At 66.2% G+C, this 16743-nt stretch carries 17 protein-coding genes and 1 pseudogene; 17 read left to right on the forward strand and 1 reads right to left on the reverse strand.

What is annotated here, in order from left to right:
- The first annotated feature begins 50 nt into the window (after window positions 1-50).
- From fadD1 to SLQ33_RS32515, 16 genes and pseudogenes are all read left to right on the forward strand, one after another.
- On the forward strand, window positions 51-1631 hold the full coding sequence (gene fadD1 / locus SLQ33_RS32440; RefSeq protein ID WP_319458041.1) for a fatty-acid--CoA ligase FadD1: 1581 nt from the start codon (window positions 51-53) through the stop codon (window positions 1629-1631).
- 142 nt (window positions 1632-1773) lie between these two features.
- A complete protein-coding gene (gene rpmE, locus SLQ33_RS32445) occupies window positions 1774-2013 on the forward strand; it encodes a 50S ribosomal protein L31 (protein WP_319458042.1) in 240 nt (79 codons plus the stop codon).
- Between the two features lie 99 nt (window positions 2014-2112).
- Window positions 2113-3186 (forward strand): peptide chain release factor 1, encoded by a 1074-nt coding sequence (gene prfA, locus SLQ33_RS32450; protein ID WP_319458043.1) that lies wholly within the window; start codon window positions 2113-2115, stop codon window positions 3184-3186.
- Window positions 3183-4019 (forward strand): peptide chain release factor N(5)-glutamine methyltransferase, encoded by an 837-nt coding sequence (gene prmC / locus SLQ33_RS32455; protein ID WP_319458044.1) that lies wholly within the window; start codon window positions 3183-3185, stop codon window positions 4017-4019. Before prfA ends, prmC begins: the two co-directional genes overlap by 4 nt.
- Window positions 4020-4029: 10 nt before the next feature.
- Complete coding sequence (locus SLQ33_RS32460) at window positions 4030-4683, forward strand: L-threonylcarbamoyladenylate synthase (RefSeq protein WP_319458045.1); 654 nt, start codon at window positions 4030-4032, stop codon at window positions 4681-4683.
- A gap of 14 nt (window positions 4684-4697) precedes the next feature.
- A pseudogene (locus SLQ33_RS32465) lies at window positions 4698-5925 on the forward strand (glycosyltransferase family 4 protein); the annotation flags it as partial.
- Between the two features lie 235 nt (window positions 5926-6160).
- The gene (locus SLQ33_RS32470; protein ID WP_319458047.1) at window positions 6161-6619 is read left to right on the forward strand and encodes an ATP synthase subunit I; all 459 of its coding nucleotides are present in this window, start codon (window positions 6161-6163) and stop codon (window positions 6617-6619) included.
- Between the two features lie 22 nt (window positions 6620-6641).
- Window positions 6642-7421: a F0F1 ATP synthase subunit A gene (gene atpB / locus SLQ33_RS32475; RefSeq protein WP_319458061.1), complete on the forward strand. Its 780-nt coding sequence runs from the start codon at window positions 6642-6644 to the stop codon at window positions 7419-7421.
- Between the two features lie 77 nt (window positions 7422-7498).
- Window positions 7499-7756: a F0F1 ATP synthase subunit C gene (locus tag SLQ33_RS32480; protein ID WP_319451132.1), complete on the forward strand. Its 258-nt coding sequence runs from the start codon at window positions 7499-7501 to the stop codon at window positions 7754-7756.
- A gap of 12 nt (window positions 7757-7768) precedes the next feature.
- Window positions 7769-8281 (forward strand): F0F1 ATP synthase subunit B, encoded by a 513-nt coding sequence (locus SLQ33_RS32485; RefSeq protein WP_319458048.1) that lies wholly within the window; start codon window positions 7769-7771, stop codon window positions 8279-8281.
- Window positions 8282-9619: a F0F1 ATP synthase subunit B/delta gene (locus SLQ33_RS32490; protein WP_319458049.1), complete on the forward strand. Its 1338-nt coding sequence runs from the start codon at window positions 8282-8284 to the stop codon at window positions 9617-9619.
- A gap of 47 nt (window positions 9620-9666) precedes the next feature.
- Window positions 9667-11313 carry a F0F1 ATP synthase subunit alpha gene (atpA, locus tag SLQ33_RS32495; RefSeq protein ID WP_319458050.1) on the forward strand — a complete coding sequence of 549 codons (1647 nt, stop codon included), beginning with the start codon at window positions 9667-9669 and terminating at the stop codon, window positions 11311-11313.
- A gap of 9 nt (window positions 11314-11322) precedes the next feature.
- Entirely contained in the window at window positions 11323-12252 is a 930-nt protein-coding gene (locus tag SLQ33_RS32500) for a F0F1 ATP synthase subunit gamma (protein WP_319458051.1), read from the forward strand.
- A gap of 38 nt (window positions 12253-12290) precedes the next feature.
- Window positions 12291-13724 carry a F0F1 ATP synthase subunit beta gene (gene atpD / locus SLQ33_RS32505; protein ID WP_319458052.1) on the forward strand — a complete coding sequence of 478 codons (1434 nt, stop codon included), beginning with the start codon at window positions 12291-12293 and terminating at the stop codon, window positions 13722-13724.
- A 30-nt stretch (window positions 13725-13754) separates the two neighbouring features.
- The gene (locus SLQ33_RS32510; protein ID WP_319458053.1) at window positions 13755-14120 is read left to right on the forward strand and encodes a F0F1 ATP synthase subunit epsilon; all 366 of its coding nucleotides are present in this window, start codon (window positions 13755-13757) and stop codon (window positions 14118-14120) included.
- Between the two features lie 7 nt (window positions 14121-14127).
- Window positions 14128-14571: a DUF2550 domain-containing protein gene (locus tag SLQ33_RS32515; RefSeq protein ID WP_319458054.1), complete on the forward strand. Its 444-nt coding sequence runs from the start codon at window positions 14128-14130 to the stop codon at window positions 14569-14571.
- On the opposite strand, the gene SLQ33_RS32520 is transcribed toward SLQ33_RS32515, so the two are convergent.
- A complete protein-coding gene (locus SLQ33_RS32520) occupies window positions 14568-15134 on the reverse strand; it encodes a cob(I)yrinic acid a,c-diamide adenosyltransferase (RefSeq protein WP_319458055.1) in 567 nt (188 codons plus the stop codon). The genes SLQ33_RS32515 and SLQ33_RS32520 overlap by 4 nt on opposite strands.
- 72 nt (window positions 15135-15206) lie before the next feature.
- Here SLQ33_RS32520 and murA point away from each other — a divergent pair, with 72 nt between their 5' ends.
- Window positions 15207-16460 carry a UDP-N-acetylglucosamine 1-carboxyvinyltransferase gene (gene murA, locus SLQ33_RS32525; RefSeq protein WP_319458056.1) on the forward strand — a complete coding sequence of 418 codons (1254 nt, stop codon included), beginning with the start codon at window positions 15207-15209 and terminating at the stop codon, window positions 16458-16460.
- The last annotated feature ends 283 nt before the right edge of the window (window positions 16461-16743 follow it).

The following is a 16743-nucleotide window of genomic DNA, read 5'->3' on the forward strand; positions in this document are numbered from 1 at the left end:
GTAGACAGTTTCTCAAATCTGTTCACTCGATCGGATCAAGGTGGAATGCCATGGCGGACACGCTCCAGCAACTGCTACGCGAGCGGGCCGAGGACGATACGACGGGGCTGAAGTACGGCGACCAGACATGGACGTGGCGCGAGCACATCGCCCAGGCCGCCGCGGAGGCCGCCGCGCTCATCGCCGCCGCGGAGCCCGGTCGACCGTTGCACGTCGGCGCCTTGCTGGGCAACACCCCCGACATGCTCCGGGCGCTGGCGGCGGCAGGGCTGGGCGGCTACGTCCTGTGTGGCATCAACACCACCCGCCGCGGCGCGGCGTTGGCGCGCGACGTCGCGAGGGTGGACACCCAGCTCCTGCTGGTGAACGCCGAGCACCGGGCCTTGATCGACGGCCTCGAGCTCCCCGGGGTGCGGGTGATCGACGTGTCCGGCCCGGACTGGGCGGCGATGGTGGCGAAGGCGCCTCGGCTCACCCCTGTCCGCGAGTCGACGCCCGACGACACGTTCATGATGATCTTCACCTCAGGGACGAGCGGCGAACCCAAGGCCGTCCAGGTGCCGCACGCCGTCGTGCTCATCGCGGGCACCGCACTGGTGGCCAAGTACGAAGTCAATTCGGACGACGTCGGCTATCTCTCGATGCCGCTGTTTCACTCCAACGCCGTGTATGCGGGCTGGGCGGTCACGCTGGTGTCGGGCGCCGCGATGGTTCCTGCGAAGTTCTCGGCGTCGCGCTTCCTGGCCGATGTCCGTCGCCACGGCGTCACCTACATGAACTACGTCGGTAAGCCGCTGGCCTACATCCTGGCCACCGCCGAGCAGCCGGACGACCACGACAACCCATTGCGCGTCGCCTTCGGCAACGAAGCCAGCGACCGAGACATCGACGAGTTCACCCGCCGGTTCGACTGCACCGTGTGGGACGGCTTCGGGTCGACCGAGAACGCGATCATCGTCATCCGCGAGGACGGCTGTCCGCCGGGTTCGCTGGGCAAGGGTTACCCGGGGGTGGCGATCTACCACCCGGACACCGTGACCGAATGCGACGTCGCGGAGTTCGACGAGCACGGCGCGCTGCGCAACGCGGACGCAGCCGTCGGGGAGTTGGTCAACACGACCGGCAGCGGGTTGTTCCGCGGCTACTACAACGATCAGTCGGCCACCGACGAGCGCATCCGGCACGGCATGTACTGGTCCGGTGACCTGGCCTACCGCGATGCCGACGGGTGGATCTACTTCGCGGGCCGCAACGCGGACTGGCTGCGCGTCGACGGCGAGAACATGGCGACCGCGCCCATCGAGCGCGTGCTCGTCCAGTTCCCCGCGGTCAGCCGCGCCGTCGTCTACGCGGTGCCCGACGAGTTGGTCGGCGACCAGATCATGGCGGCGATCGTGCTCCGCGACGGCACCGAGTTCGATGCCGACGAGTTCGAGAAGTTCCTGTCCACCCACGAGGAGATGTCGCCCAAGGCGTGGCCGCGATATGTCTGGATCACCGACGAGCTGCCGACGACGGCGACCAACAAGATCCTCAAGCGCGAGCTCGTCGCGCGCGGCCTTCAGGTGGAAGGCGGCGCGATGTGGAAGCGCGACGCCAGCGGATACGGCTCGCTGACGTCGCCGGAATAGCGGCCGGTCCGCGGGCGTTTATGAATCTGGCGGCTGACCTGGCATAATTGACCGCCGACCCCCTCGGTTCCGGTTCACGTCTGATGACCACAACGGTCAGCAGCTCAGGCGACCCGGCGACCACTAGCGAAGAGGACCAGAAATGAGATCGGGTATTCACCCCGCCTACGTCGAGACCAGCGTGGTCTGCGGCTGCGGCAACACCTTCCAGACTCGTAGCACCAAGGAGAGCGGCCACATCGTGGTCGAGGTCTGCTCCCAGTGCCACCCGTTCTACACCGGCAAGCAGAAGATCCTCGACAGCGGTGGCCGCGTCGCGCGCTTCGAGAAGCGCTACGGCAAGCGCAAGTCCGGTGGCGAGACGGCTCCTGCCGACAACTAGCTGCGTCAACGGCGCCCGATCTGTCGCATCCGCGTCAGGTTCGGGCGCCGTTCTCGTTGGCAGGCTCGGTCGGACGATGCACGTGATGAGGAGGCTCGAGTGAGCGACACCGCCCCGAAGGTGGAGGCGCTGCTCCTCGAGCACGCCGACCTCGAGCGGCAGCTCTCCGACCCCGGATTGCACTCGGACGCCGGCGCCGCCCGTCGGGTGGGCCGTCGGTTCGCCCAGATCTCGCCCATCGTGTCGACGTACCGCAAGCTGGAGACCGCGCGCGGCGATCTCGAAGCGGCCAAGGAACTCGCGCAGGACGACCAGTCGTTCGCCGACGAGGTCCCCGAGCTCGAAGCGCGCGTCGCCGAACTCGACACCCACCTCACCGACCTGCTGGCCCCGCGCGATCCGCACGACGCCGACGACGTCGTGCTCGAAGTGAAGTCTGGAGAAGGCGGCGAGGAGTCGGCGCTGTTCGCGGCCGATCTCGCGCGCATGTACATCCGGTACGCCGAACGCCACGGGTGGACGGTCACCGTGCTCGACGAGACGTGGTCCGACCTCGGCGGCTACAAGGACGCCACGCTGACGATCGCCAGCAAGGGCGACTCGGCCGACGGCGTGTGGTCGCGGATGAAGTTCGAGGGCGGCGTGCACCGCGTCCAGCGGGTGCCCGTCACCGAGTCACAGGGTCGCGTCCACACCTCCGCCGCGGGCGTGCTCGTCTACCCCGAACCCGAGGACGTCGAGCAGGTACAGATCGACGAATCCGACCTCCGCATCGACGTCTACCGCTCGTCCGGCAAGGGCGGGCAGGGCGTCAACACCACCGATTCGGCGGTGCGCATCACGCACCTGCCCACAGGCATCGTCGTCACGTGCCAGAACGAGCGCTCGCAGCTACAGAACAAGGCGCGCGCGATGGTGGTGCTGGCCGCCCGGCTGCAGGCCCTGGCCGAGGAGCAGGCCTCGGCCGATGCGTCCGCCGACCGGGCCAGCCAGATCCGCACGGTCGACCGCAGCGAGCGCATCCGTACCTACAACTTCCCCGAGAACCGGATCGCCGACCACCGCATCAACTTCAAGGCGCACAACCTCGATCAGGTGCTCGACGGTGACATGGACGCGCTGCTCGACGCGCTGGCGGCCGCCGACAAGCAGTCCAGGTTGCAAGAGGCATGACCTCCATGCGGCGGGCCATCGACGAGGCCGCCGACACGCTCACCGCGGCGGGCATCGACACCGCGCGGGTCGACGCCGAGCAGCTGGCCGCGCACACCGCGGGTGTCGACCGCGGCCGACTCAGCTGGCACGAACCCGACGAGACGTTTTTCGACCGATACCGCGAGCTCGTCGCGGCCCGCGCTCGTCGAATCCCCTTGCAGCACTTGACGACGACGGCCGCGTTCGGCCCGGTCATACTTGGCGTTGGCCCTGGCGTCTTCATCCCGCGTCCGGAGACCGAGGCGCTGCTGGAGTGGGCGCTTGCCCAACGACTCTCTGCCGATCCGGTGATCGTCGACCTGTGCACGGGATCGGGGGCGCTCGCCGTTGCGCTCGCGCACGACAGGCCGCAGGCGCGCGTGATCGCCATCGACGACTCCGCCGAGGCGCTCGGCTATGCCCGACGCAACGCTGCGGGCAGCGCGGTCGAGGTACGCGAGGCCGACGTCACCGACCCGGAGGTGCTCGGTGACATGATCGGCCGTGTCGACCTCGTCGTCGCCAACCCGCCCTACATTCCCGACGGCGCCGTGCTGGAACCCGAAGTCGCCGAACATGATCCGGCGCACGCACTGTTCGGCGGCCCGGACGGCATGCAGGTGATCGCGCCGATCGTCGCACTGGCGGCCCGGTTGTTGCGCCCGGGCGGACGCGCCGCCGTCGAGCACGATGACACCACTGCGGCGCAGACCGTGGCAGTGTTCGATGCAGCCGGGGTCTTCACCGAGGTCACGTCCCGCCGCGACCTGACGGGACGACCCCGATTCGTGACCGCGCGACGACAAGGGTGAGGCTTACGGCATGACTGAGGTGTTCGACTGCTCCGACGCCGGCCAGCGACCGGTGGGCATCGCATCGGCGATCAGCGCGCTCAAGGGCGGCCGGTTGGTCGTACTGCCCACTGACACCGTGTACGGCATCGGTGCCGATGCGTTCGACAACGTAGCCGTCGCAGCACTGCTCGAGGCCAAGGGGCGCGGACGCGACATGCCGGTGCCGGTCCTGGTCGGGTCGTGGCACACCATCGACGGCCTCGTGTACGCGGTGCCGCCCGCGGCGCGCGAACTCATCCGCGCGTTCTGGCCGGGCGCGCTCAGCCTCGTCGTGCGGCAGGCCCCCTCGCTGCAATGGGATCTCGGTGACGCGAACGGCACCGTGATGCTCCGCATGCCGCTGCACCCCGTCGCCATCGAACTGCTTCGCGAAGTCGGCCCCATGGCGGTGTCCAGCGCCAACGTCTCCGGCCGGCCGGCCGCCGTCACCGCCGCCGATGCGCGCGACCAACTCGGCGACCTCGTCGAGGTCTACCTCGAGTCGGGGCCGTCGGCCCGCCAGGCGGCGTCGACGATCGTCGACCTCACCAGCAGCCGGCCCCGCGTGCTGCGCGAGGGCCCGATCACCGCGGCTGCAATCGCGGGGGTGCTGGGCGTCGAGGCCGAGTCACTCGCCGGCTGATCGCACTCAGGTGACTCCAGTACGGTTTTCCAGGTGGTGAGTGAAGCGCTGGGCACGGTGACGCTCGCGCTGACCGACCGTGGCGCGGGTGTCCCACTGCGCGAGCTCGCGCTCGTCGGCCTCACCGCCGCGATCATCACGTACCTCGCGACGGGTTGGGTGCGGGCCCTGGCGACCAGGGTCGGCGCCGTCGCCTACCCACGCGAACGCGACGTCCACATGCAGCCGACCCCGCGAATGGGTGGGCTCGCCATGTACGTCGGCATCGTCGCCGCCGTCCTGCTGGCCTCCCAACTGCCTGCCCTGACACGGGGATTCGTCTACTCCTCGGGCATGCCCGCCGTGGTGGTCGCCGGCGGGCTCATCATGGCGATCGGGCTGATCGACGACCGCTGGGGGCTCGACGCACTGACCAAGTTTGCGGGCCAGATCACCGCGGCCAGCGTGCTGGTGACGATGGGCGTGGCGTGGAGTGTGCTCTACATCCCGATCGGCGGGGTCGGCACCATCGTGCTCGACCAGGTCACGTCGATCCTGCTGACGTTGGCCCTGACGGTGTCGATCGTAAACGCCATGAACTTCGTGGACGGCCTCGACGGGCTGGCCGCAGGACTCGGCTTGATCACGGCGGCGGCCATCTGCATCTTCTCCATCGGCTTGCTGCGCGATCACGGCGGCGACGTCCTGTTCTATCCGCCCGCGGTCATCTCGGTCGTACTGGCAGGCGCGTGTCTGGGGTTCCTGCCACACAACTTCCATCCGGCCCGCATCTTCATGGGCGACTCGGGGTCGATGTTGATCGGGCTCATGCTGGCGGCGGCGTCGACCACCGCAGCGGGTCCGATCTCTCAGAACGCATATGGCGCGCGGGACGTGTTCGCGCTGCTGTCGCCGTTCCTGTTGGTGATCGCCGTGATGTTCGTGCCGGCGCTGGACATGTTGCTGGCGATCGTGCGCCGGACGCGGGCCGGCCGCAGCCCGTTCAGCCCAGACAAGATGCACCTGCACCATCGGCTGCTGCAGATCGGGCACTCGCACCGTCGCGTGGTGCTGCTGATCTATCTATGGGTGGGCATCGTCGCGCTGGGCGCCGCGAGCACCATCTTCTTCGACCCGCGCTACTCCGGCGCGGTCATGCTCGCCGCAATTCTGGTCGCAGTCGTCATCACGCTCATACCCCTGTTGCGACGCGGCGATTACGCCCACAGCGATCTGCCAGACGAGTTGTACGACGAAAAGTAGTAGGTCCTGTTTTGGCCCGTTTACCATGTGGTACTTTACTGGCAGAACCCGAAAAACCTCGCGGGTTGCCGGCCCGGCCCATCGGTTTAACAAGCCGATCGGCGCCGATATACGACCGACAAAGGGAGCTACCCCTTGGGTGATTCCAGCGCGACCGACGCCCTTCGCTACGCTCGTCGGGCACGCACAGAATCATTTGAGATGGCTCTCGTGAAAGCGGGATTGAGGTGAGTCGATGACGACGCCAGCGCAGGACGCGCCGTTGGTGTTTCCGTCCGTCGCATTCCGACCGCTTCGCCTGCTCGTGGTCTGTGCGCTGCTGACCGTCGTGGCGGTAGCGGCCTCCTGGTACGTCGGCCATCCCCTCATCGGAGTCTTCTTCGGGGTGGGGCTCCTCCTCGGGTTGCTCAACGCCATGTTGGTCAAGCGGGCAGTAGAGGCGATCACGGCCGAGGATCACCCGCTGAAGAAGAAGATGGCGCTCAACTCGGTGACCCGGTTGCTCGTCATCACGGTCGTCGCGTTGGCCATTGTGATCGGGTCAAGGGCGTTGTTGAAGAGCAACGACGGGCTCGGCGTGCTGTTCGGTCTTGCAATCTTCCAGGCGCTGCTGGTGATGAGCACCAGCCTGCCGGTGCTGAAGAAGATCCGGACCGATGGGCTGGACGTCTTGGATACGGAATCGAAGGATTGAGCTGACTGACATGACCGGCCTGATGACTGAGACCGTGCTCGCCGCCGAGGAGGGCGAGGGTGGTGGTGCCGCGATTCACGTGGGTGTCCATGAGCCCGTGTGGCACTTCCTCGGGATGGACTTCAACGGCGACACCATCATCTCCACGTCGATCGCCGCGCTGATCGTGATCGCGTTGGCGTTCTTCCTGCGCGCCAAGGTCACGTCGACCGATGTCCCCGGTGGCGTGCAACTGTTCTTCGAGGCCATCACCATCCAGATGCGCCAGCAGATCGAAGGTGCGATCGGCATGAAGATCGCGCCGTTCGTGCTGCCGCTCGCGGTCACCATCTTCACGTTCATCCTGGTGTCCAACTGGCTGTCGGTGTTCCCGTGGCAGTACGGCGAGGCCGACGGCGCGGCGGGCGAACTGCTCAAGCCGCCGGCCGCCGACATCAACTTCGTCTTCGCGCTCGCGGCCTTCGTGTTCCTCGCCTACCACGCCGCAGGCTTCTGGCGGCGCGGCGCACTCGGGCACCCGTGGAAGGTGCTCAAGGGACACGTCACGCTGCTCATGCCGATCAACCTCGTCGAAGAGATCGCCAAGCCGATCTCGTTGGCGCTGCGACTCTTCGGCAACATCTTCGCCGGCGGCATCCTGGTCGCGCTCATCGCGATGTTCCCCTGGTACATCCAGTGGGCGCCGAACGCCATCTGGAAGACGTTCGACCTCTTCGTCGGACTCATCCAGGCGTTCATCTTCTCGCTGCTGACGATCCTGTACTTCAGCCAGTCGATGGAACTGGACCACGATGACCACTGATCACGACTAGACCGGAACGACACGTACGACCAGCAGTCCTGGTGGCAACACCACCAGCTATCAAGGAGGAAATAGGAATGGATGCAAACGCCCTCATCACGGCGGGTGCGCTGATCGGCGGCGGGCTGATCATGGGTGGCGGCGCCATCGGCGCTGGTATCGGTGACGGCATTGCCGGCAACGCACTGATCTCCGGCATCGCCCGGCAGCCCGAGGCGCAGGGTCGGCTGTTCACGCCGTTCTTCATCACCGTCGGTCTGGTGGAGGCCGCGTACTTCATCAACCTGGCGTTCATGGCGCTGTTCGTCTTCGCCACGCCCGTCTACGCGGGCTAGCCCACCGACAGCATGGGTGAACTGACCGCAACGATCCTGGCCTCCGCTCAAGCAGCGGAGGAGGGTGGTGGGACCCAAAATTTCCTGCTTCCCAACGGCACCTTCTTCGCCGTGCTGCTCATCTTCCTGATCGTGCTCGGCGTGATTGCGAAATGGGTTGTGCCGCCTGTCAGCAAGGTGCTCGCCGCGCGGGAGGCAATGCTGTCCAAGACCGCCGCGGACAATCGCAAGTCGGCCGAGCAGGTCGCCGCCGCCCAGGCCGACTACGACGACGCCATGGCCGGGGCCCGCAACGACGCATCGTCCATCCGTGACGAAGCCCGGGTCGCGGGCCGTCAGGTCGTCGACGAGAAGCGGGCCGAGGCAAGTGGCGAGGTGGCCGATACCGTTCGCGCCGCGGATGAGCAACTGTCCCAGCAGGGTTCGGCGGCACGAACGGAGCTCGAATCCTCGGTGGACGGCCTGTCGGGCACGCTCGCCAGCCGCATCCTCGGGGTCGACGTGAACTCGGGACGGAAGAGCTAGATGGACATCTTCATCGGGAACCTGATCGGCTTTGCCGTCATCGCGTTCATCATCGTCAAGTGGGTCGTCCCACCGGTGAAGGGGCTGATGCAAAAGCAGCAGGACGCGATACGCACCGCGTTGGCCGAAAGCGCCGAGGCGGCAAAGAAACTCACCGACGCCGACGCGATGCACGCCAAGGCGCTCGAGGACGCGAAGGCCGAGTCGGCGAAGGTCACCGACGAGGCCAAGCACGACTCGGAGCGCATCGCGGCGCAGCTCGCCGAGCAAGGTGGCGTGGATGCGGAGCGCATCAAGGCCCAAGGTGCGCAACAGGTTCAGTTGATGCGCCAGCAGCTCATTCGTCAGCTTCGTTCGGGTCTTGGTTCCGAGGCCGTCGAGAAGGCCGACGAGCTCGTGCGTGCCCACGTCGCGGATACGGCCAACCAGTCGGCGACCGTCGACCGTTTTCTCGCCGAGCTCGACGAGATGGCACCGTCCCATGCGGTCATCGAAACGGGCGCATCCGCGAGGCTGCGCGCCGCCAGCCGCGAAGCGCAGGCTGCGCTCACCACCGAGTTCGACGTCGTGGCAGCCGATCTCACCGCTCCGGGGCTGACGACGCTGGCCGACGAGCTCGGCTCGGTCGCCGCCCTCTTGATCGCCGAACCGGCGCTGACCAAGCACCTAGCCGAGCCCACCGACGATTCCGCGGCCAAAGTCGGCCTGGTCGACAGGCTGCTGTCGGCCAAGGTCGAGGAGCGCACGGCGAAGCTGCTGCGGACCGCCGTGTCTCAGCGTTGGTCGGCGGAGTCCGATCTCGTCGACTCCGTCGAGCACATGGCTCGGCTCGCGCTCTTGCGGCGCGCCGAAATCGAAGATGCGGTCGACGAGGTCGAGGACCAGCTGTTCCGGTTCGGCCGCATCCTCGACGCGCAGCCACGGCTGGCGGCCCTCTTGAGCGACGTCACCACGCCGCCGGAAGGTCGGATTGCGTTGTTGGACGACGTGCTCGACGACAGCTCCGACGTCAACGCCACCGCAAGGGAACTTCTGGGACAGACCATCGGGCTGCTTCGCGGCGAACGCGCCGACGAGGCGGTCGTCGACCTGGCCGAGTTGGCGGTCGCGCGCCGCGGCGAGGTAGTCGCACACGTGACTGCAGCGGCGGAACTCTCCGACGCTCAACGGACCCGGCTCACCGAGGTGCTGACCCGCATCTACGGCCACCCGGTGGCTGTACAGCAACACGTCGATCCCGAACTCATCGGCGGACTTTCGATCGCCGTCGGCGACGAGGTGATCGACGGCTCCATCGCATCCCGCCTGGCCGCCGCACAGACCCAGCTGCCGGATTGACCCGGCCCACAACCACATACCCAGCGACAAAGGTAGGAAGACGAAACATGGCAGAGTTGACAATCTCCGCTGCTGACATCGAAGGCGCCATCGAGGACTACGTATCCTCGTTCTCCGCCGACACCGAGCGTGAAGAGGTCGGCACCGTCATCGATGCGGGTGACGGCATCGCCCACGTCGAGGGCCTGCCCTCGGTCATGACGCAGGAGCTCCTCGAGTTCCCCGGCGGCGTGCTCGGCGTGGCGCTGAACCTCGACGAACACAGCATCGGTGCGGTGATCCTCGGCGACTTCGAGAAGATCGAGCAGGGCCAGCAGGTCAAGCGCACTGGTGAGGTGCTCTCGGTGCCGGTGGGCGACGCCTACCTGGGCCGCGTGGTGAACCCGCTGGGTCAGCCGATCGACGCCCAGGGTGACCTCGTCACCGACACCCGGCGCGCGCTGGAACTCCAGGCTCCGTCGGTGGTTCAACGCCAGGGTGTCTCCGAGCCGCTGCAGACCGGCATCAAGGCCATCGACGCGATGACCCCGATCGGCCGCGGCCAGCGCCAGCTGATCATCGGCGACCGCAAGACCGGCAAGACCGCGGTCTGCGTGGACACGATTCTGAACCAGCGCGAAGCGTGGGAAACCGGCGATCCCAAGCAGCAGGTGCGCTGCGTGTACGTCGCGATCGGCCAGAAGGGCACCACGATCGCCAGCGTCAAGCGCGCTCTCGAAGAGGGCGGCGCGATGGAGTACACCACCATCGTCGCGTCCCCAGCCTCCGATCCCGCTGGCTTCAAATGGCTTGCGCCCTACACCGGTTCGGCCATTGGTCAGCACTGGATGTACGAAGGCAAGCACGTGCTGATCGTGTTCGACGACCTCACCAAGCAGGCCGAGGCGTACCGAGCGATCTCGCTGCTGCTGCGCCGTCCTCCAGGCCGCGAGGCGTACCCGGGTGACGTGTTCTACCTGCACTCGCGGCTGCTCGAACGCTGCGGCAAGCTGAACGACGAGCTGGGCGCCGGCTCGATGACCGGATTGCCGATCATCGAGACCAAGGCCAACGACATCTCGGCGTACATCCCGACCAACGTCATCTCGATCACCGACGGCCAGTGCTTCCTGGAGACCGACCTGTTCAACCAGGGCGTCCGCCCGGCCATCAACGTCGGCGTCTCGGTGTCCCGCGTGGGTGGTGCCGCACAGATCAAGGCGATGAAGGAGGTCGCGGGGTCCCTGCGACTGGACCTGTCGCAGTACCGCGAGCTGGAGGCCTTCGCCGCCTTTGCCTCGGACCTGGACCCGACGTCGAAGGCTCAGCTGGAGCGCGGCGCTCGCCTGGTCGAGCTGCTCAAGCAGCCTCAGTACAGCCCGCTTGCGGTCGATGAGCAGGTCGTTGCCATCTTCCTGGGCACCAAGGGCCATCTGGATTCGGTTCCCGTGGAAGACGTTCAGCGGTTCGAAGCCGAGTTCCTCGAGCACGTGAAGGCCAGCCACGACGCCATCCTCAAGGACATCCGGGAGAGCAAGAAGCTCCCTGAGGAGGCCGAGGAGAAGTTGACCAAGGTGGTCAACGACTTCAAGAAGGGCTTCGCTGCCACCGACGGAAGTTCAGTCGTCGTGAACGAGGCCGAGACCGAGGCGATGGACGAACAGGACGTCGAGAAGGAATCGGTCAAGGTCCGCAAGCCGGCGCCGAAGAAGTAGGTAGGCGACATGGCAGCCACACTGCGCGAGTTACGCGGACGCATCCGTTCCGCCGGGTCGATCAAGAAGATCACCAAGGCCCAGGAGCTGATCGCGACGTCGCGGATCGCCAAGGCGCAGGCCCGCGTTCAGGCGGCTCGGCCCTACTCGGCCGAGATCACCAGCATGCTCACCGAGCTTGCCGGTGCCAGCGCACTGGACCACCCACTGCTCGTCCAGCGCGAATCACCCAAGCGCGCCGGCGTGCTGGTGGTGTCATCCGACCGCGGGCTCTGCGGCGCCTACAACGCCAACGTGCTGCGTCAGGCGGAGGAGCTCTTCGCGTTGCTGCGCGATGAGGGTAAGAACCCGGTGATCTACGCCGTCGGCCGAAAGGCGCTGGGCTACTACAATTTTCGTCAGCGTGAAGTGACGGAGTCGTGGACCGGCTTTTCCGATCGACCCACCTACGATCAAGCCCGTGAGATCGCTGACACGCTCGTGACGGCGTTCATGGCGGGTGCCGACGACGAGGGTGACGACCCGGGCGAGGACGGCATCCTCGGTGTCGACGAACTACACATCGTGTTCACCGAGTTCAAGTCGATGCTGTCGCAGAGCGCGGTCGCGCGGCGGATCGCGCCGATGGTCGTCGAGTACGTCGGCGACGAGGAGCCCGAGGAGGGCCCGCGCACGCTGTTCTCCTTCGAGCCAGACCCCGAGTCGCTCTTCGACGCGCTGTTGCCGCGTTACGTCGCCACTCGTGTCTACTCCGCATTGCTGGAGGCCTCGGCGTCCGAATCGGCTTCGCGGCGCCGCGCGATGAAGTCAGCCACCGACAACGCCGACGATTTGATCAAGGCACTGACGCTCGAGGCCAACCGCGAACGCCAAGCTCAGATCACCCAGGAAATCAGCGAGATCGTCGGCGGCGCAAACGCCCTCGCCGACGCGAAATAATCTTCTAGAAGCACGCCCCGTTAGGAAGCGAAGAGAAAATGACTGCCACCGCAGAAGATTCCAAGACCGCCGGTCGAGTGGTCCGCATCACCGGCCCAGTCGTGGACATCGAGTTCCCACGCGGGTCCGTGCCGGAACTGTTCAACGCACTGCACGCCGAGATCACCAACGAGGAGATGGCCAAGACCCTGACCCTCGAGGTCGCCCAGCACCTCGGTGACAACCTGGTGCGCACCATCTCGATGCAGCCCACCGACGGTCTGGTCCGCGGCGTCGAGGTCACCGACACCGGCGCCTCGATCTCGGTGCCCGTCGGCGATGGCGTCAAGGGCCATGTGTTCAACGCGCTCGGCGCGTGCCTCGACGAGCCCGGCTACGGCAAGGACTTCGACCACTGGTCGATCCACCGCAAGCCACCGCCATTCGCCGAGCTCGAGCCGCGGACCGAGATGCTCGAGACCGGCCTGAAGGTCGTCGACCTGCTCACCCCGTACGTGCGCGGCGGCAAGATCGCCCTGTTCGGCGGTGCAGGCGTCGGCAAGACGGTGCTCATCCAGGAGATGATCAACCGCATCGCCCGGAACTTCGGTGGCACTTCGGTATTCGCCGGCGTGGGGGAGCGCACCCGCGAGGGCAACGACCTCTGGGTCGAGCTCGCGGACGCCAACGTGCTCAAGGACACGGCACTGGTGTTCGGTCAGATGGACGAGCCGCCCGGCACCCGTATGCGGGTCGCGCTGTCGGCGCTGACCATGGCGGAGTACTTCCGCGACGAGCAGAACCAGGACGTTCTGCTGTTCATCGACAACATCTTCCGGTTCACCCAGGCGGGTTCCGAGGTCTCGACGCTGCTCGGCCGCATGCCGTCAGCCGTGGGTTACCAGCCCACCCTGGCCGACGAGATGGGCGAGCTCCAGGAGCGCATCACCTCGACACGCGGTCACTCGATCACGTCTATGCAGGCCGTGTACGTGCCCGCCGACGACTACACCGACCCCGCCCCGGCGACGACGTTCGCGCACCTCGACGCCACCACCGAGCTCTCCCGTGCGGTGTTCTCGAAGGGCATCTTCCCCGCGGTGGATCCGCTGGCCTCGAGCTCGACCATCCTGCACCCCAGCGTGGTCGGCGACGAGCACTACCGCGTCGCGCAGGAAGTCATCCGAATCCTGCAGCGGTACAAGGACCTTCAGGACATCATCGCCATCCTCGGTGTCGACGAACTGTCCGAAGAGGACAAGCAGCTGGTGTACCGGGCCCGCCGCATCGAGCGCTTCCTGAGCCAGAACATGATGGCTGCCGAGCAGTTCACCGGGCAGCCGGGTTCCACGGTGCCGCTGAAGGAAACCGTCGAGGCGTTCGACAAGCTCGCCAAGGGCGACTTCGACCACCTGCCCGAGCAGGCGTTCTTCCTCATCGGTGGCCTCGAGGACCTCGCGAAGAAGGCCGAGAGTCTCGGCGCCAAGCTGTGACCGAGGCTCCAGCCCGAAAGGAGTTGTGACATGGCCGAACTGAACGTTGAGATCGTTGCCGTCGAGCGCGAACTCTGGTCGGGTGAGGCCACGTTCGTCTTTACCAGGACCACTGCAGGTGAGATCGGCATCCTCCCGCGGCACATCCCGTTGGTGGCGCAGCTGGTCGACGACGCGATGGTGCGAGTCGAACGTGAGGGCGAAGACGATCTACGCATCGCCGTCGATGGCGGCTTCCTGTCGGTGACTGAGGAAGCCGTGCGAATCCTGGTGGAGAACGCGCAGCTGGAGTCCGAGATCGATGCCGACGCAGCGAAACAGGACTCCGAGTCCGACGATGAGCGCACGGCAGCCTGGGGTAGGGCGCGCCTACGCGCCCTAGGCCAACTCGACTGATGCGCCGATGAGCGCGCTCATGGTGATCATGGTCGCGCTGATCGGTGTGCTGTTGCTGGTCGTTCTCGCACTTGTCTATCGGCTGTGGAAGCTGCGTCAAGTGGGTGGCACGGCGGCGATCCTGCGGGACGTCCCCGCCGTGGGCGGTCACGGCTGGCGCCACGGCGTACTCCGTTACCGCGGTGAGGAAGCCGGCTTCTATCGACTGTCCAGCTTCCGCTGGTGGCCGGACCGGCGGCTGTCGCGGCGAGGCGTCGAGGTGGTGTCGCGGCGAGCGCCGCGCGGCGACGAATTCGACATCATGACCGACGCGATCGTCGTGCTGGAACTCCGCGACACCAGCGGCGAGCGTCGACGGGGTTACGAAGTCGCCCTCGACCGGGGGGCGCTGACCGCATTTACCTCTTGGCTGGAATCGCGCCCGTCACGGGCGCGGCGGCGAACGAACTAGCCGCCGGGCTTCCAGAGCACGTCGCCCTCCGGGTTCGCCACCCTGGACAGAATGAAGAGCAAGTCCGACAGTCGATTCAAGTACTTGGCGGGCAGCACGCTGACCGACTCGCCGTGTTGGTCGATCGCGCGCCACGCCGATCGCTCGGCCCGACGTGCGACCGTTCGGGCGACGTGCAAGAGCGCCGACAGCGGCGTACCCCCAGGCAGCACAAAGGAATTCAGCGCGGGAAGGGGTTCGTTGAACTCGTCGCACCACTTCTCCAACCGGTCCACATAACTCTGTGTGATGCGGAGCGCAGGGTGCTCGGGATTCTCGACCAACGGGGTCGACAGGTCGGCGCCCGCGTCGAACAGATCGTTCTGAATCTGGGTGAGCACGTTGAGAATCTGCTCACTGGGCTGGCCCATTGACACTGCCACGCCGATCGCGGCGTTGGCCTCGTCGCAGTCGGCGTACGCCTCGAGTCGTGCATCATTCTTCGAAACCCGGCTAAAGTCGCTGAGCCCCGTTGTTCCGTCGTCGCCGGTACGGGTATAGATGCGGGTCAGGTGTACTGCCATGGATCAAACCGTACCCGCGTGGCGGGCTGTGCAGACTGACACCCGACCTCCGTGCCGTTTAAACTAACCCGCGTGAGCGAGCGATTCGTGGTGACCGGTGGGACCCGGTTATCAGGCGAAGTTGCCGTCGGGGGAGCCAAGAACAGCGTTTTGAAGCTGATGGCGGCAGCCTTGTTGGCCGAAGGCACCAGCACCATCACTAACTGCCCGGACATCCTGGACGTCCCGCTGATGGCGGAAGTCCTCCGTGGCCTTGGCGCGACGGTGGACCTCGACGGGGCAACGGTACGAATCATCTCGCCCGACGAACTCAAGTACGACGCGGATTTCGCTGCGGTGCGGCAATTCCGCGCGTCCGTCTGTGTGCTCGGCCCGCTCGTCGGACGCTGCAAGAAGGCCAAGGTTGCACTGCCTGGCGGTGACGCGATCGGATCGCGTCCGCTCGACATGCATCAAGCTGGGCTGCGTCAGCTCGGCGCCCGCTGCAACATCGAACACGGATGTGTGGTGGCCGAGGCAGATCACCTACGCGGCGCGGAGATTCAGCTGGAGTTCCCTTCTGTCGGTGCCACGGAGAACATCCTGATGGCCGCGGTGCTCGCCGAGGGTGTGACGACCATCCACAACGCCGCGCGTGAACCGGACGTCGTGGACCTCTGCGAAATGCTGAACCAGATGGGTGCCCAGATCTCGGGAGCCGGCTCGTCGACCATGCTCATCACCGGCGTCGACCGGCTTCACCCCACCGAGCATCGGGTCATCGGGGACCGCATCGTCGCCGCAACGTGGGGCATCGCCGCCGCGATGACGCGAGGGGACATCTCGGTGACGGGTGTCGATCCTCAACACCTTCAGCTGGTGTTGCACAAGCTTCACGCGGCAGGCGCCACCGTCACTCAGAGCGACGACGGGTTCCGCATCGTTCAGTACGAGCGGCCCAAGGCGGTCGACGTCGCCACCCTCCCGTTCCCGGGTTTCCCAACGGACCTGCAGCCCATGGCCATTGGACTCGCCTGCATCGCCGACGGGACGTCGATGATCACCGAGAACGTCTTCGAGGCCCGCTTCCGCTTTGTCGAGGAGATGATCCGGCTCGGCGCCGACGCTCGGACGGACGGCCACCACGCGGTCATCCGCGGCATGCCGCAGCTCTCTAGCGCGCCGGTGTGGGCATCGGACATTCGCGCCGGCGCGGGGTTGGTGCTGGCCGGGCTGGTCGCCGACGGGGACACCGAGGTTCACGACGTGTTCCACATCGACCGCGGATATCCGCTGTTCGTGGAGAACCTCGTCAGTCTCGGTGCGGAGATCGAGCGCGTCACCTGACCCTGGCGCTCGGCAGTCTTTGCATGGGGTAGTATTAGTCAACGAGTTCGAGCGTCAAGCTCAATCTCACGGACCCACGGCCGCGGTCTTCGGACTGGAGGACGGGGTTTGATCTCTCCCTGATGCTGGTGTACAGTAGTGGGGTTGCCTGAAAGCCGGGAAGTCGGCTAATGGGTGTGTTGTTTGAGAACTCAATAGTGTGTTTGGTGGTTTTTGTTTGTTTGTTTTTTGCCATGCTCTTTTTTCTCGTTTAGGGGTGTGGTTGTTTTATTGAAGATGCCAG

Origin of the sequence: Mycobacterium sp. RTGN6, assembly GCF_033804605.1 — a bacterium.
Classification (GTDB): Bacteria; Actinomycetota; Actinomycetes; order Mycobacteriales; family Mycobacteriaceae; genus Mycobacterium.

Coding starts and splice junctions, on each gene's coding strand:
- fadD1 (WP_319458041.1), top strand. CDS start 51: ATGGCGGACACGCTCCAGCAACTGCTACGCGAGCGGGCCGAGGACGAT.
- rpmE (WP_319458042.1), top strand. CDS start 1,774: ATGAGATCGGGTATTCACCCCGCCTACGTCGAGACCAGCGTGGTCTGC.
- prmC (WP_319458044.1), top strand. CDS start 3,183: ATGACCTCCATGCGGCGGGCCATCGACGAGGCCGCCGACACGCTCACC.
- SLQ33_RS32460 (WP_319458045.1), top strand. CDS start 4,030: ATGACTGAGGTGTTCGACTGCTCCGACGCCGGCCAGCGACCGGTGGGC.
- SLQ33_RS32470 (WP_319458047.1), top strand. CDS start 6,161: ATGACGACGCCAGCGCAGGACGCGCCGTTGGTGTTTCCGTCCGTCGCA.
- atpB (WP_319458061.1), top strand. CDS start 6,642: ATGACTGAGACCGTGCTCGCCGCCGAGGAGGGCGAGGGTGGTGGTGCC.
- SLQ33_RS32480 (WP_319451132.1), top strand. CDS start 7,499: ATGGATGCAAACGCCCTCATCACGGCGGGTGCGCTGATCGGCGGCGGG.
- SLQ33_RS32485 (WP_319458048.1), top strand. CDS start 7,769: ATGGGTGAACTGACCGCAACGATCCTGGCCTCCGCTCAAGCAGCGGAG.
- SLQ33_RS32490 (WP_319458049.1), top strand. CDS start 8,282: ATGGACATCTTCATCGGGAACCTGATCGGCTTTGCCGTCATCGCGTTC.
- atpA (WP_319458050.1), top strand. CDS start 9,667: ATGGCAGAGTTGACAATCTCCGCTGCTGACATCGAAGGCGCCATCGAG.
- SLQ33_RS32500 (WP_319458051.1), top strand. CDS start 11,323: ATGGCAGCCACACTGCGCGAGTTACGCGGACGCATCCGTTCCGCCGGG.
- atpD (WP_319458052.1), top strand. CDS start 12,291: ATGACTGCCACCGCAGAAGATTCCAAGACCGCCGGTCGAGTGGTCCGC.
- SLQ33_RS32510 (WP_319458053.1), top strand. CDS start 13,755: ATGGCCGAACTGAACGTTGAGATCGTTGCCGTCGAGCGCGAACTCTGG.
- SLQ33_RS32515 (WP_319458054.1), top strand. CDS start 14,128: ATGAGCGCGCTCATGGTGATCATGGTCGCGCTGATCGGTGTGCTGTTG.
- SLQ33_RS32520 (WP_319458055.1), bottom strand. CDS start 15,134: ATGGCAGTACACCTGACCCGCATCTATACCCGTACCGGCGACGACGGA.